General features: G+C 34.5%; 13 protein-coding genes. 3 read left to right on the top strand and 10 right to left on the bottom strand.

The window, feature by feature from the left end:
* Positions 1 to 34: 34 nt before the first annotated feature.
* The 5 genes from dltB to C240_RS11995 all read right to left on the bottom strand — a co-directional run bounded on the left by dltB (position 35) and on the right by C240_RS11995 (position 5,997).
* Positions 35 to 1,237, bottom strand: coding sequence for a D-alanyl-lipoteichoic acid biosynthesis protein DltB (gene dltB / locus C240_RS12015; RefSeq protein ID WP_271496111.1), 1,203 nt, complete (start codon positions 1,235 to 1,237; stop codon positions 35 to 37).
* The gene (gene dltA / locus C240_RS12010; protein ID WP_271495974.1) at positions 1,237 to 2,751 is read right to left on the bottom strand and encodes a D-alanine--poly(phosphoribitol) ligase subunit DltA; all 1,515 of its coding nucleotides are present in this window, start codon (positions 2,749 to 2,751) and stop codon (positions 1,237 to 1,239) included. Before dltA ends, dltB begins: the two co-directional genes overlap by 1 nt.
* Before the next feature lie 14 nt (positions 2,752 to 2,765).
* Entirely contained in the window at positions 2,766 to 2,915 is a 150-nt protein-coding gene (locus tag C240_RS12005; RefSeq protein ID WP_271495973.1) for a teichoic acid D-Ala incorporation-associated protein DltX, read from the bottom strand.
* A 234-nt stretch (positions 2,916 to 3,149) separates the two neighbouring features.
* Positions 3,150 to 5,240, bottom strand: coding sequence for an ABC transporter permease (locus C240_RS12000; RefSeq protein WP_271495972.1), 2,091 nt, complete (start codon positions 5,238 to 5,240; stop codon positions 3,150 to 3,152).
* Positions 5,230 to 5,997, bottom strand: coding sequence for an ABC transporter ATP-binding protein (locus C240_RS11995; RefSeq protein ID WP_271495971.1), 768 nt, complete (start codon positions 5,995 to 5,997; stop codon positions 5,230 to 5,232). The genes C240_RS12000 and C240_RS11995 overlap by 11 nt, the downstream gene beginning before the upstream one ends.
* A 309-nt stretch (positions 5,998 to 6,306) precedes the next feature.
* On the opposite strand from C240_RS11995, the gene nrdD reads away from it, so the two are divergent.
* From nrdD to C240_RS11980, 3 genes are all read left to right on the top strand, one after another.
* Complete coding sequence (nrdD, locus tag C240_RS11990; RefSeq protein WP_271495970.1) at positions 6,307 to 8,499, top strand: anaerobic ribonucleoside-triphosphate reductase; 2,193 nt, start codon at positions 6,307 to 6,309, stop codon at positions 8,497 to 8,499.
* Between the two features lie 423 nt (positions 8,500 to 8,922).
* Positions 8,923 to 9,525, top strand: a complete 603-nt coding sequence (gene nrdG / locus C240_RS11985; RefSeq protein ID WP_271495969.1) for an anaerobic ribonucleoside-triphosphate reductase activating protein — start codon at positions 8,923 to 8,925, stop codon at positions 9,523 to 9,525.
* Positions 9,526 to 9,663: 138 nt separating this feature from the next.
* Positions 9,664 to 10,452 carry an SDR family oxidoreductase gene (locus tag C240_RS11980; RefSeq protein ID WP_271495968.1) on the top strand — a complete coding sequence of 263 codons (789 nt, stop codon included), beginning with the start codon at positions 9,664 to 9,666 and terminating at the stop codon, positions 10,450 to 10,452.
* A 68-nt stretch (positions 10,453 to 10,520) separates the two neighbouring features.
* Here C240_RS11980 and C240_RS11975 read toward each other — a convergent pair whose 3' ends face one another.
* The 5 genes from C240_RS11975 to C240_RS11955 form a co-directional block, all read right to left on the bottom strand.
* A complete protein-coding gene (locus C240_RS11975; protein ID WP_271495967.1) occupies positions 10,521 to 11,930 on the bottom strand; it encodes a cryptochrome/photolyase family protein in 1,410 nt (469 codons plus the stop codon).
* A 118-nt stretch (positions 11,931 to 12,048) separates the two neighbouring features.
* Positions 12,049 to 13,197, bottom strand: coding sequence for a DNA polymerase IV (gene dinB / locus C240_RS11970; protein ID WP_271495966.1), 1,149 nt, complete (start codon positions 13,195 to 13,197; stop codon positions 12,049 to 12,051).
* Positions 13,198 to 13,241: 44 nt separating this feature from the next.
* Positions 13,242 to 14,219, bottom strand: coding sequence for an HD domain-containing protein (locus tag C240_RS11965; RefSeq protein ID WP_271495965.1), 978 nt, complete (start codon positions 14,217 to 14,219; stop codon positions 13,242 to 13,244).
* Positions 14,220 to 14,351: 132 nt separating this feature from the next.
* On the bottom strand, positions 14,352 to 14,693 hold the full coding sequence (locus tag C240_RS11960; RefSeq protein WP_271495964.1) for a P-II family nitrogen regulator: 342 nt from the start codon (positions 14,691 to 14,693) through the stop codon (positions 14,352 to 14,354).
* 11 nt (positions 14,694 to 14,704) lie between these two features.
* On the bottom strand, positions 14,705 to 15,922 hold the full coding sequence (locus C240_RS11955) for an ammonium transporter (RefSeq protein ID WP_271495963.1): 1,218 nt from the start codon (positions 15,920 to 15,922) through the stop codon (positions 14,705 to 14,707).
* Between the last annotated feature and the right edge of the window lie 225 nt (positions 15,923 to 16,147).

Below are 16,147 nucleotides of genomic sequence, written 5' to 3'. Positions count from 1 at the left end.
TTTTTAAAGTATCATTGTACTTTAGATTTAATTTCTATTTAAAAAATAATTTATCCAAAAATCCTGAAAAAATTAGAAAACTTAAACAAACTGCATTAAATGTTAAAAATACTGCAAAACCATGTGTAAATTTATTTGAAGGAATTTTCTCTTTATGTTTCTTTTTGAACCGCAGCCAAGCATCTGTCAAACAGATTAATGCAGCGTGATATAGCCCATAAACTAGATAAAACCAAGTTAAACCGTGCCAAATCCCCATAAGTAAGAATAAAGCAAAATACCCCACATTTGATGCTACAATTCGACTTTTAAAAACTTTATTTTTAATTAAAGTAAACATTAACCGCATATAAACATAATCTCTAAACCAAAAAGATAGGGTCATATGCCAACGATTCCAAAACTCCTTAATATTCCAGCTTAGAAATGGTTTATTAAAGTTCACTGGCGTATCATAGCCCATTAAGTAACTAGTTCCTACTGCAAACAGACTATATCCAGCAAAATCAAAAAATAAATACATACTGTAAACATACATATAAGCGACAAGTCCCCATGAAATACCGCCAGCCTTTAAAGCACCATGCTCCGCTATAGGTAATAAAACTTGACCAAAATAATAGCCAATAATAAATTTATATAAAAATCCAAGGAAGAAATTGTGCAATCCTTTTCCTAAAAAGTCTACATATTTCTCACGCGTCGGTGGATTTTCAACGTCCTTTTCAAAACGGCGATAACGATCAATCGGTCCCGAAGAAATAGTTGGAAAGAATAATAGAAATTCAATATAACGAAAAATATTGTATTCCTTAATTAAACCATCTCGTATTTCCATGACAATTTGAACGGACTTGAACGTTAAATAGGAAATCCCTAAAAAATTAAGCAATGAGTGATGTCCTAAAGCAAATGGTAAAATCTTAGATAAAGCTAACGGGGCAATGGCCAAAACTACGGCACTATAAAAGACTGCACTAGCATTTTTCTTTTGACGATAATGGAAGTATAGCCAAACAAGAATGGTTTGCCAAATAACATACCCTATTAAAGCTATTCCTTGTTTCCAACTTTCCCCGCCAAAACTCATATATAAAAAGAACAGTGTAACTAATACTTGATACCATGTCCAACGTTTACCTTTAATTAATAACGTTAAAATCATTGGCGCTAACGCAACTAACAAGTAAATAAAATAAATTGGGTTAGCATAAGGAATCATATGAGGAAATTCCATCATGGTTTATTCACCTCATTCATTAATCCTTTACGGTCAATTTTTCCGTTCGGTGTTAACGGCAGTTGTTCCACATAAATAAATTTTTGCGGGATCATATAATCCATTACCGAACCAGCTAATTCTTCTTTGATTGCTTTTGATAGTTGAAACTCTTTTTCAAAATTATGAGGGTAACTAACGACATAAGCTACCAACTGCTGAACTTTGTGATTTTGATATTTCGGAACGACTGCGGCTTGTTTAACATAAGAAACGCTAGCTAAATGATGGTCGATATCCTCAAGCTCGATACGATAACCATGTAATTTAACTTGAAAATCAATTCGTCCTTCATAAATCAGTAAGTCCTCCACTAATTTACCAGCATCCCCTGTTCGATAAGCCCGCTGATCATCTAATTCAAAAAAAGCTTGAGAAGTTTTTTCTGGATTATGCAAGTAACCTTTGGAAACGCTCGGTCCAACAATAACAATTTCACCAACTTCGCCATTGGGAATAGTTTGGTCTTTGTCCATAATATACACTCTTGTATCGGCTTTAACATAGCCAATTGGAATTCGATTGTATGCATCTAAAAGCTCCTGCGTCACTTCGATACGAGAAATAGCCACCGTTGCTTCTGTAGGTCCATACGTATTAAAAATGCGTGCTTTTGGAAAACGATCCAGCAATTTTTGGGCAGTTGCTTTAGATAACTCTTCTCCGCAGAATAAGAAGATTTTTAAGTTCTCGACATGCTCTTCGTCAAATGTTGGTTCCATTAAACAGATGTCCATAAATGACGGTGTCGAAACCCAGACCTCTATTTCTAAAGTTGGTAAAACTGTAAATAATTGTTTAAAATCATTAATTATTTCTTTACGCAGGGGTGTCAATGAGCCACCTGAAGTCAGAGCTGGATAAAGATCCATAACAGATAGGTCAAACGAATAGGGTGCTTGAGATAAAAAACGCATGCCTTCAGTTATTCCAAAGTCTCTCAATTCCCAATTCACAAAACTAAGTAAGTTATCATGACTAATTTGAACCCCTTTTGGTACACCCGTCGTTCCAGAGGTAAAGATAGTGTAATATGTTTCTGCACCTGTAACCGGGATCAATGGTACCGATTGGATAGGCTGTTCACAGATTTCGCGCAACTGATTTATTGAAACTATTTCAGCTGAAGTCTTGATATTAGGCCACTCTTTTATAGCAAAAATTACAGCAGGTTTAGCTACTTCTAAAATCATTTCTATTCGTTCTTTTGGCGTATGAGCTTCGATTGGAATATATGGATGTCCTGATTTTGAAGCACCTAGAAAACAAGCTAACATTTCAAATTCTAATTCTCCATAAACTACAACTGGTTGTGCTCGCTCAAAATTATCTTGTAAATATGCTGCAACTGCATCTGATTCTTGTTTCAATTCTCCATAAGTATAAGTTCTATTCGCTTCAACATAAACAGGTCGGTTGGCTTCTTTCATCGCCCAACGATCTATTGCTTCTATAATATTTAAAACCGTCATGAAGCCTGACCTCCCTAAAATTCGTTATAAATAAATGTTCCGCCGTCAATATTTTTGTAGTGGTATAAATATATCAACATCAACAAAATACCGAAATAAAAAATTGTTCGTCCTATAAATTTCCCCCAGTACTGCACATTAGGTTGTTTAAAGAAATCTTTCATGTTAACTTATGCCTCCTAGAGTTAACTTAATAAGCTCTTATTTTTGGTACTGTTATTGTAATCAAAACAAACAAGAAAAGAAACAGAATTCTTAAATGAAATACGGTTTTTCACTAACAGTTTTGTCACTTCAAACTGAAAAGAAGATGAAACAACCTAAAAAGTTATTATCTCACCTTCTTTCAGCTTTGATAAGCCCTTATAATAGGACGATGTTCTTATAAAAAAGTTAAGCTATTTTAAGTTTCTACCATGAATAATCCGAGAATAAATCGCTGATGTTAAAAAGTAATACGCTAAATAAATCAGAACTAAAATACCACATGCAAGGTATGCTAACCAATATCCCGACCCACTAATATATTTACTAAAAACAAAAATCGCAAATGTTGCATGCAAAACTCCAATCAACATAGGTGGAAAGAAAATAATACTATTTTGTTGATAGAGTAATTTAGTAATTTCTTTTTTAGGAATCCCAATTTTCTTAAGAAGATCGTAACTTTCTTTTTCGTTTTCCGCTTCTGCAAACTGCTGCAACATTAAAATACTTCCAGTAATAATCAATGCTAAGATCCCTAAGAACATGGCCACATAAATCAATAATCCCATCACTCTTCGCTGATAGCGTAAATCTGAAAAACGATTGGTATAATTCAACTGCCAATATTCATTTTCTTTGTTTTCATCATTATTTTGAGTTGGATTTTTTTGTTCTGGCTGTTGCCTAACTTTTGAGGTATAACCTTCCAACTGATTATTAACCCATTGGTATTGAAAATAAATCGGATTATTCCATTCAACTTTAACTTCATCTGAAAGTTTGTTTGATAGAGCTTCTTCATCTACCGCGTCTACATTAAAAGCCATTAAATTATACTCAATCCCTGAGTTGACTTGCTCAAATAACTGATCCGAAACCACAACCGTTGGAAATCCGTATCTCATCAAGTCTTGTCCGAGAAAATCTGGTCTAACTTTTGATACTTCCAATTTTAGCCCTTCTTGCAAGTCAAACGTTGAGTCATAGCGAATAAAACCGCCTAAAATATTCTGAATACTATCCAGCAGTACTACATCTTTGTCATTTACCAATTCGATATCTTTCAAATAAGGATTAATTTTTTGATATTCACGATAATTCGATAAAGATAATAAATTTATCGGGCTTAGTGTATTCTCTTTTTGTTCTCGACCAATTTTTATATCATACTGACTTCCTGTTAATTTAAAGTTTAATGTTACAACTGAATCAATGTTAGCGCCTGGTTCATCTTCAATTTTTTGTGATACTTCTTGAAAACTAGGTTCCGCTACAATAAAATCGGTCGGCGCTTCCACATTTACTGAATTCATTCCTAAAGTATAAAATGAAGCAGCTCCACCAATCATCCCTAAAGAAATTGCAATAAAAATTGTAATAGCAAATAATGTATTTCCACTTCTTTTTAGGTGATGTTTGGTATTTTCTACGGCCAGCATGTTCATCCTTCGGTAATAAGTAACTTTACTTTTCCCAAATAGAAAAACAATTAAATACATCGTGTACTTAAAAAATAAATACGTGCCAAGTATACAGATCAGCATAATTATTAATGGTGCAATAAAAAAACCAGCCATTTTAAGACCATTTTCCATTAAAAGTGAGCCAAATTGAATAATATTATAAGACAAAAAATAACCGACAAGTATCAATAGTAGTCCTAAAGTCCCTGAAACAAATTTCCATTTTGTCATTTTATTAACTGCATTTGTGTTTTTTTCAGGTTGTTTAACTAAATTATTGACTTTATAACGGTAAATAAGCCAACTACTTCTTAAAGAAACAGCCAGTAACATAAACACAAAAGCAATACTTGTCTGAACGATTGATGGAATAGAAAAACGAAATAGACTCTCAACTTGTAAAAACATTGCTTTTGCTAGAATCATAGAAAAAAGCTTAGAAAAAATAATGCCTAAAACGATTCCAGTAATTAATGAAAAACCACCTAAAATCAAGGTTTCTATAAAAAATAAAAAGGAAATTTTACCTTTGCGCATACCGATTAAATGATACAAACCAATTTCCCTGCTTCTTTTTAACAGGAAGAAATGATTAGCAGCAAACATAAAACCCAAAATCATAACCACTACTAAAAAGCCGCCGATACTCATTGCACCATTGATTTGGATATCACGCCCCGCTCTACTAATCAACGTCCGATTGTAGGTAATCGCACTAAAACAATAATAAACAACAACTGCAAAGGTCATACTAATGAAATAAACAAGATAATTAAGAAATTGACCTTTAAAATTTTTCCAAGATAAATTAAAAATCATTGGCTCGACCACCTCCACCGATCGTTGCCTGCATATCAATCACTCGATTAAAAAATTCTTTTCGAGAACCTTGTCGAACTACTTCTGAAAAGATTACCCCATCCTTGATAAACAAAATCCGATTACAATAACTGGCAGTATACGGATCATGGGTAACCATCATAATCGTCGCATCGTCCTGCAAATTCATATTTGTCATGTATTGAAGTAATTCTGCTGCTGATTTAGAGTCTAAAGATCCTGTAGGTTCATCAGCAAAAATAATATCTGGCTTGGTAATCAATGCTCGGGCCGCAGCCACTCGCTGTTTTTGACCAACAGAAATATCACTTGGATAAGCGTTTAACAACAAATCAATACCCAAAATACTAGCAACATGGTGTAAACGCTGTTCCATCTCAGGCAAAGACAGACGATCCACTGCTAAAGGTAATAAAATATTATCTTTCACATTCAAGGTATCCATTAAGTTAAAATTTTGAAAAATAAAACCTAATTTTTTTCGTCGAAAATCACTAATTTCATTGTCACGCATTTTTAAAATATCTTTTCCATCAATTCGAACCGTTCCAGTCGTTGGCAGATCAATCGTTGAAATCGTATTTAACAATGTTGATTTCCCAGCACCACTAGGTCCCATAATCCCGATAAATTCTCCTCGATCTACTGAAAATGAGATATTATTCAATATTTGAACTTTATTATTCCGATAACCATAAGATTTACTTAAATGATTTACTTCTAAAATTTTTTTCATACATTTCGCTCCAGTTTCGTCATTATCCTTATTCTACCAATATTTTGAACGGCTGAACATCGTTTCCTCTTACAATTAAGTAATAATAAAAAAAATTTTATGAGACATTTATTTTTCTCTGCAAAAATGTTGTGATACTTTGTACAAACCTTTTAGGTAGTTGTTTTCATATTTTTTTCATTTCTAATAAACACTACATATAGTTGTTCAATCGGAATTTTTTTTATTTTAAACACTATATATAGTTGAAAGATTTCTTGAATTGTTTTATGATAAGGAAGGAATAAATCTACGAGGAGATGGATGCAAATGATGGATACTAAGCAAGCTACTAGTGGAGTGAACACACCGAATTCGGCACTCAATACTATGAAAATTGTGAAAAGAGATGGACGACTGGTTGATTTTGATGATCAGAAAATCTATGACGCTTTGATCAAAGCTGAACAAAAAATTCGCGGATCTTTAGACCCGCTTGCTCATGAACGTATTCAAGAAATTGTGGAAAGAATTGATCAGGAAATTTCAGACCGCTTCACTGATGATGTGAAAATCTATGAAATCCAAAATATTGTTGAGCATATTTTATTGGCAAAAAACGAATATGAGTTAGCCGAAGAATATATTAATTACCGCACTCGCCGTGATTTCGAACGCAGCAAAGCAACCGACATTAATTTTACAATCAGTAAATTAATTAATAAAGATCAAACTGTTGTAAATGAAAATGCCAATAAAGATAGTGATGTCTTCAATACACAACGAGATTTAACTGCTGGAATTGTAGGCAAATCAATCGGGTTGAAAATGTTACCGCCTCACGTTGCAAATGCCCATCAAAAAGGCGATATCCATTATCATGACTTAGATTACCATCCATATACACCAATGACAAACTGTTGTTTGATTGATTTTAAAGGCATGTTAAATAATGGTTTTAAAATAGGAAATGCTGAAGTTGAATCACCAAAATCAATTCAAACGGCTACTGCTCAAATCTCACAAATTATTGCAAACGTCGCTTCAAGTCAATATGGCGGGTGTTCTGCTGACCGAGTAGACGAGCTTTTAGCCCCATTCGCTGAATTAAACTATCAAAAACATTTAGCTGATGCAGTTGAGTGGATTGAAGGCACTGAACGTCAAGAAGCCTATGCAAAATCAAAAACACAAAAAGATATTTACGACGCTATGCAAAGTTTGGAATATGAAATCAATACGTTATTCACATCTAATGGTCAAACCCCATTTACCTCTTTAGGTTTTGGTCTAGGCTTAAATTGGTTTGAACGTGAAATTCAACGAGCTATTTTACAAATCCGTATCAAAGGTTTAGGCAGCGAACACAGAACTGCTATTTTCCCTAAATTAATTTTCACATTAAAACGCGGTGTAAACTTAAACGAAACGGACCCCAACTACGATGTAAAACAACTTGCTTTGGAATGTGCTACTAAACGGATGTATCCAGACATTTTGAATTACGATAAACTTGTTGAATTAACCGGTAGTTTTAAAGTACCAATGGGTTGCCGTTCCTTTTTACAAGGTTGGAAAGATGAAAATGGTGAAGAAATTAATGTTGGTCGCATGAATTTAGGTGTTGTCACATTAAACTTACCTCGTATTGCTTTAGAAGCCAATGGTGATCTTGATAAATTCTGGGTCCTTTTAGCTGAACGATTAGAGACAATGAAAGATGCTCTTGTTTATCGTGTAGAGCGTTGTAAAGAAGCAACTCCAGCCAATGCTCCGATTTTATATATGTATGGAGCTTTTGGTAAACGTTTGTCTAAAAAAGAATCAGTTAATGAGCTATTTAAAAATAAACGTGCCACTGTCTCACTAGGGTATATTGGATTATATGAAGTAGCTTCTGCCTTTTATGGTGGTGATTGGGAAAATACTCCTGAAGCCAAAGACTTTACTTTAGCTATCTTAAAAGATTTAAAAGCTCATGCAGATAAATGGGGCGACGATTATGGCTATCATTTCAGTGTTTATTCAACACCAAGTGAAAGTTTAACGGATCGTTTCTGCCGATTAGATACTGAAAAATTTGGGATTGTCGAAAATATTACGGATAAAGAGTATTATACAAACAGTTTCCATTATGATGTTCGTAAAAATCCAACGCCTTTTGAAAAATTAGATTTTGAAAAAGATTACCCGCAATATTGCTCTGGTGGGTTTATCCATTATTGCGAATACCCTGTTTTACAACAAAACCCTAAGGCATTAGAGTCTGTATGGGATTATGCTTATGACAAAGTTGGTTACCTTGGAACAAATACACCTATCGATCATTGTTATGAATGTGGATTTGAAGGAGATTTCCACCCAACCGAACGCGGATTTGAATGTCCACAATGCGGCAACCACGATCCAAAATCATGTGACGTAGTAAAAAGAACCTGCGGCTACTTGGGTAATCCACAAGCAAGACCAATGGTACACGGACGCCATAAAGAAATCTCATCACGAGTGAAGCATATGAAATAAAAAGCGAAATGAACCGAATAGTCCTCGAACAAATTAGGAAAATGTAGGAAAGATGCTCTTTATCTTTTCAGCATTTTATCTATTTGTTGAGAGGACTGGTTCATGTAGCTGGATTAGATAAAAAGCGGAATGAACTCGCTTAGCTCTGACTGAAAAATAGGAACTATTGATTGCGGTGCACTTTGCCGCTGACAATAGTTATCTTTTTTCCGAAGAGTTGGTTCATGCAGCTGGATTAATAAAAAGCGGAATGAACCGAATAGTCCTCGAACAAATTAGAAAAATGTAGGAAAGATGGTTTTTATCTTTTCAACATTTTATCTATTTGTCGAGAGGATTGGTTTATATCAGATAGATAAAACAAAACGATGTTCTTTACAGAAATTGCTGTAACCATCGTTTTTATTGAAAGGATGACGAAATATGAGAAATCCTAAACCACAAGAATGGCTAGCAGAAGAACTTAGTCAAAATTATATCGCAGATTACAAAGCATTTAACTTTGTCGACGGTGAAGGTGTTCGAAACAGTTTATACGTTAGCGGCTGTCTTTTTGCTTGTGAAGGTTGTTTCAACCAAGCAGTTCAAAATTTCCGCTATGGAAAGCCATTTACAAAAGAATTAGAAGACAAAATTATTGAAGATCTTTCCCATGATTATGTTCAAGGTTTGACCTTACTTGGTGGAGAGCCTTTTTTAAATACAGAAGTGTGCTTAACGGTGGTGGATCGTGTTCACCAAGAATTTGGTACGCAAAAAGATATTTGGTCTTGGTCCGGTTACACATTTGAAGAATTACTACTGGAATCTAATGATAAACTTGAATTACTAAATAAAATTGATATTTTGGTAGATGGGCGTTTTGAACTATCTAAACGAAACTTAAATCTGCAATTTCGAGGCAGTAGCAATCAACGTATTATTGATGTAAAAAAATCATTGGCTTCTGGACAAGCTGTGATTTGGGAAAAATGTCATGATGCTGACCAAGCCTACGAACAAATAAAAAAATCCGAATTAATTTAATAAAACGAGTGTGGACAAAAATGAGTACTAGTTTTTATCCATACTTTTTTATTTTATAATGTTATTTCCTACCTAATCATTAGCTACACCAACATATCTATATTACAATAAAAAGAAACACGCAAAGGATGAGCTGAAATGACAAAACCGCCTTCTTCAAAGATTTTAAAAGCGATTATTACAGGTGCTGCTTCAGGAATTGGTTATGCTACAGCAAAACTGTTTATTGAACAAGGAATAATGGTTGGGTTGATTGATGCTGATAAAAAGAAACTAGAAACTATTTCAAAGGAATTTAAAAAAACTGGAGCAAATTGTTATTATCGGAATGCGGATGTAACAGATGAAGCAAATTTAAAAAAAGCAATTGATGAATTACATTTCAGCATGCAAGGATTGGATATTTTTTTCAGTAATGCCGGTATTAATGGGACTTGGGCTCCTTTAGAATCCTTAACTATCTCTGAATGGGATCGTACAATTAATACAAATCTTCGCAGTACCTTTCTTTGTACAAAATTTGCGGTCCCTCATATGAAAGAAAACGGCGGCTCCATTATTATTACTAGCTCAATTAACGGTACTAGAATATTTGATAACTTCGGCTCTTCAGCCTATAGTACATCGAAAGCTGGACAAGTCGCATTTGCTAAAATGGCTGCATTAGAACTAGCTCGCTATAATATTCGTGTAAATGTAATCTGTCCTGGTGCAATTGATACAGCTATTAATGAAAAAACAATTTTGTCTGAATCACTAAAAGAAATTGAAATCAAAATTGAGTATCCTGAAGGTAATCGTCCACTAAAACAAGAAACTGGAACTAGTGAGCAAATTGCTAAAGCTGTTCTATTTCTTGCGACAGATGCGTCTGCAAATATTTCTGGAACAGAACTTTATATTGATGGTGCTGAATCACTTTTATAAAATTAACAATTAAATAAGCTGAAATTACCACTCTTGAAAAAGTGACTATTTCAGCTTATTTGTTATGACTATTCTTTAAAAAAACTAAGAACTTTCGAGCGAATTTTACTGTGATCGATAATTTTCTCTGGATAGTCTTTGCCTATCACACATTGACTTGATTGTTGGATTTCATTAGGCATCGTGCTCGGCATATGAATATATTTATTAGGTACATTCCCTAACTCCGGTACAAACTGACGAATGAAGTCACCTTTAGAATCAAACCGTTCGCTTTGCGTGATTGGGTTGAATATTCGAAAATATGGAACTGCATCTGTCCCGGTTGATGCAGCCCATTGCCAGCCGCCAATATTACTGGCAGGATCGTAATCAATTAGCTGTTGTTGAAAATAACGTTCACCCCAACGCCAATCAATTAGTAAATCTTTCGTTAAAAATGATGCAACAACCATTCGTAAACGGTTATGCATCCAGCCTGTTTGGTTCAGTTGCCTCATTGCTGCATCAACCAACGGGTAACCTGTTTTACCATTTTTCCAACAATCAAAATAATAGTCACTATTGTTCCACTGCAATTGTCGATATTGTTCTTTGATCTCTTCGTTTTTCTGTTGAGGGTAATCGAAATAAATCATGTTATAAAAATCTCGCCAACATAACTCAGAAATAAACGTCTGCCGACCATTCGAATCTGGCTCTGCATTAACCGCATGCCATACTTTACGAATCGACAATTCTCCTGTCCTAAGAAACCTGGATAATTTACTTGTTTGATCTAATGCTGGATAATCACGAGTATCACCATAATCATGTAAGTATTCTTTGATAAACTCTTTTAGGTATCTCTCTGCTACTAATTCACCGCAATCGTATTCAAAAGGCAGCTCACTATCATTTATCAACTGCTTAAATGCTTGCTGCCCTTCTTCAAAGATAGGATGTGATAATTGACTAAATGACTTTTCAATTTTTTGTGTCTTCTCATAAGATCGTTTCGGTTTTGTCAGCCATTGTCTAAAATAAGGTGTAAAGACTTTGTAATTTTCGCCATTTGGCTTTCTGATTTCTTTTACGCCATGAAGATGACTGTCTTGAAAAGCATACACTTTTATCTGTTTTCCATTGAAAAAATCCAACATTTTTTGGTCACGTTCTCGCCCGAAACCACGTTCATCTAGATTAAAATAAATAGTCTGCCAATCAGGATATGTTTCTTTAAATTCCTGAAAACTATGTTCCGGATCTCCAGATAAAAAATGAATCTTGATTTTCTTAGCTTTGGCAGATTCAACAAATGCATACACACTTTTGAAAAAACTCTTGTGATTAAAGCTATCTGCAATAAACTGTGCTGGATTTAACTGAAAAATGCAAATGAGTTCTTCCTCAAGCTTACTCTGTTTCAACAATTCATTGAAAGCTGTATTATCCTCAAAGCGCAAATCTTTACGAAACCACATGACTGTTTTACTCATTTATTTCTCCCCTTTTAGCAAACATTATTATTTAAGCCTAACACCCCTATAGAACTAAAACAAAAATTTCAAGCTGTCCCATTGAATAAACAATAGGTCAGACTAATCGAAAAATCACTTATTCATCCAAATTTATTTGATCACCCTCGTTTGACTTTTCCCATAAAGGCAATACAATATTTTCGTACGACATCGGATCTAGATTTGTGACCGTAATCCCTAGCAAACGAATTCCTTCATCTAGACCAAGAATTTCTTCCCAAATCAAATTGGCTTGATAGAATAATTCTTCTTTTTTTGAGACATATTCTGGCAGAGTTTGACGCTTAGTCACCGTTGTATAATCTGCGTAACGAACCTTTAAAACAACTGTTTTCCCATGTTTTTGAACCTTCTTTAAAGCCGATTCTACACTTTCGGCTAATTGTCTTAATTGTGCTGTTACCTGAGCTTCCGTTGTTAGCGGAGTACCATATGTATGTTCTTTACCGACCGATTTTCGATCTCTAGTTACATTTACAGGAGAATCATGTATGCCTCTAACTTTTCGATAAAGCGAATAACCCATTTTTCCAAATCTGCTAATCAGTTCCATCTCATCTTTTTCATAAAGATCTGCTCCAGTAAAAATACCTAGTTCATGCATTTTTGGCACAGTCTTCTTACCAACACCATGAAATTTTTCAATCGGAAGTGCTTTTAGGAATTCCTCAGCTTCATCAGGCATAACAACCGTTAGACCTTTCGGCTTTTGGAAATCAGACGCTAATTTGGCTAAAAATTTATTATAACTAATTCCAGCTGAACAAGTTAAATGAAGTTCATTCCAGATATCATATTGAATTAGCTTGGCAATCTTAATTGCTGATTTACTATCGATTTTATTTATCGTCACATCTAAATACGCTTCATCAATTGAAACGGGTTCAATAATATCTGTATAACGACTGAAGATTTCTCTGATCTGATGAGAAATTTCGGAATATTTCTGATAATCCCCCGCTTTAAAAATTGCTTCCGGACAAAGCTCAAAAGCTTTTTGGGCACTCATCGCTGAATGAATTCCAAACTTGCGGGCTTCATAATTCGCTGTAGTCACAACGCCTTTACCACCTGTATCACTAGGATGGCGTGCAATGACCAAAGGATGCCCAACTAACTCCGGATGATCGCGCTCTTCAACAGAGGCAAAGAAGGCATCCATATCGATATGAATAATCTTACGGGAAGTATCTTTTTTTAATGGAAAACGCAATTCACTAATCATTCTACCACCCCTTCTTTGATGTTCATAAAACGCGCAAACATTTTTCAAGTTAGTTTTAAATAAATTCCCTTTTCACTACTAAACCGCATTTTTTCAATTTTTTTCCGTACATCACTAGATACTTTTGAAACTGGAATAACTTCATGATCGACTTCAACTAACGGATCTACCAGCCGCAGCTTTTTCTTTTGAAAGATATCATACTCTTCATTACTAGAAACAACGGTATAATTCGGCGGTTGATTTATTTTCTCAAGTAATTCTTGAATTTTATCCGAGTTGATTAATTTTAAGGTTGCTAAAAATTGGTTATCAGTCATCATTAAATCAGCTTCAGTCAAATTATTATTATCCAATCCAAGCCGGATTATCTGAGCCATCCAATCATAACTAAAAATATTTCTAGGATCGTAGAAAAAATCAATAACTATCTTTTTATATTGGTCAACAAACCATTCTGCCCAACCAATCGACTCTAAAACAATTTTATCCGAAATTATTTTGATTGCTGTTAAAAACTGATGAATTTCATCGATTGAAACAGAAAAATATCGGTAAACTTCTCTTAAAGTATAATCAATTCGATCACAACATAATAATGGCGCTTCTTGCTCCAATAAGCCCCACTGTTCATCATTTAATAGTAGTTTTTGATAATCATAGCCATATTTTTTTAATACCTCTGGAATCGCTGAAGTTTCAAGTATTCGCTGTTTTATCTTTTCATGATAATCATCCGCCTCATTCGCTAAAGCCAAATCAACCACATGAGAAAATGCAGTATGTGACACATCATGAAGTAATCCAGCAATCTGCTCTTCAATTGATCCGCCAAGCTTTCGAATCAGCAACATAACGCCAATTGAGTGTTCATATCTTGTTTCATTCCAAGTAGAGTTAATTAAAAAAGCCGGCCCCGCCATATGAACATCTTTCAACCGTTGAACCTCTTTTGATAAAATTAAATCAGCTAAAACAGCTTCAATTTCAAATGAACCGTATAAGACATCTTCAACTATCATATTTACACCTAATCCATATTATTATTCACTCCATTATATACGAACATTTGTTCAATAGCAATTAAATCTAACTACTAAATAAATAAAAAAATAAGACCAACTTATTAAAAATCAGTCTTATTTCCTCTCTATTTAAATCGCTTCAGTTCCACGTTCTCCAGTCCGAATCCGAATTGCTTCTTCAACATTATATACGAATATCTTACCGTCACCAACCTCACCTGTTTGGCAAGTGGCTAAAATCATTGAAATAACTTCCTCTACTTTTTCATCTGAAACAACAAAACTTACTTTAACTTTCGGCAGTAAGGTCGTAATGATTTCTTGTCCACGAACATATTCTTTAATTCCTTTTTGATTACCAAAACCCAGTACTTGACTCACCGTCATCCCGCTAGCTTCTTTATTTTCATTTATTTTTTCTTTTAACTCTTCTAATTTTTCCTGTTGGATAATCGCTTCTACTTTTTTCATCTATCTTCCTCCTACGAATCTAAGCCCATAAATGTTGGATAAGCCGTTTCATCATGTTCAATTCGATCTAAACCTACTGCTTCTTCTTTTGCTGAAACTCTAATTGGCATAAATAATTGAATCCCTTTGATAATAATAAAACTCGCTGCTGCAGCAAAAATGATCGTAAATACAATACTGCCAACTTGAGCTATAAATAAGTCAGTACCACCATAAATCAAGCCCACTTTACCACCAACTGCCGGATCTGCAAAAATCCCTGTCATAATTCCGCCAAAAATACCGCCAACACCGTGACAACCAAAAGCATCCAGCGCATCATCATAACCAATTTTATGCTTCACAAATGAAATAAAATAATAACAAAACGGACTAACCAAAGCTCCTAAAACAAACGAGCTCCAAAGCGATACAAAACCAGCTCCCGGCGTAATCGCAACTAATCCTACAATAGCTCCTGTACAAGCACCAACAATCGTTGGTTTCCCAATTGATAATTTTTCAATCAACATCCACGAAAGCATTCCTGTTGCTGCCGCTGTATTCGTTGTCATCATTGCATGAATTGCTAAACCATCTGCCGCTAAAGCTGATCCTGCATTAAATCCAAACCAACCAAACCACAACAAACCGGCGCCAAGAACTACAAATGGAATATTATGTGGACGATATTCAGTCTGATGAAATTCTCTGCGTTTCCCAACAACTAAAGCTAAAACTAAACCAGATACACCTGAACTAATATGAACCACATTTCCTCCAGCAAAATCAATTGAGCCAATCTCCTCTAAAAATCCGCCTCCCCAAACCATGTGCGCCATCGGATAATAAACCACAATTGACCAAATCGCTATAAAAATAAAAATAGCTGAAAAACGCATTCTACCAACAACTGCCCCAGTAATAATTGCAGTCGTAATCAACGCAAACATCATTTGAAATCCAGCAAATAAACCTTCTGGAATCGTATCTCCTTCAGTCATGGAAACGTGATTAAAGAAAATTTTATCAAAATTTCCAATGAAAGTATTTTCCCCACTAAACGATAACGAATAACCTAAAATAACCCAAAGCACCGAAGCCAATCCCATTACACAAATAACCATCATCATAGTGTTAAGAATGTTTTTTCGCCGTTCCAATCCTCCGTAAAAAAATGCCAATGCAGGCGTCATTAAAAAGACCATCGCTGAACAAATTAAAATAAATGCGATATTTTCTGTTTCCATCTTAAACCCCTCCATTTTTAAATTAAGCCAACCTTCATTTAGCTTTGTCGGTAATTTTATCATCGTTTTCTGAAAAATTACAATAATAATCTCTGATTTTTCAAAAATAATTTCAATTTTCTGACAATTAATGTTATGAAAAATGACATATAGACCAATTATAATTATTATGTGTTGAACCAGACATTGAATATGGAACCAAAAAAAATAAACCAACAGTAGCGT

Origin of the sequence: Enterococcus sp. 5H (genome assembly GCF_028128615.1) — a bacterium.
In the GTDB taxonomy this organism is placed as follows: Bacteria; Bacillota; Bacilli; order Lactobacillales; family Enterococcaceae; genus Enterococcus_L.
The sequence above is the reverse complement of the archived record's forward strand: the minus strand, read 5'-3'. Positions and strand labels throughout refer to the sequence as shown.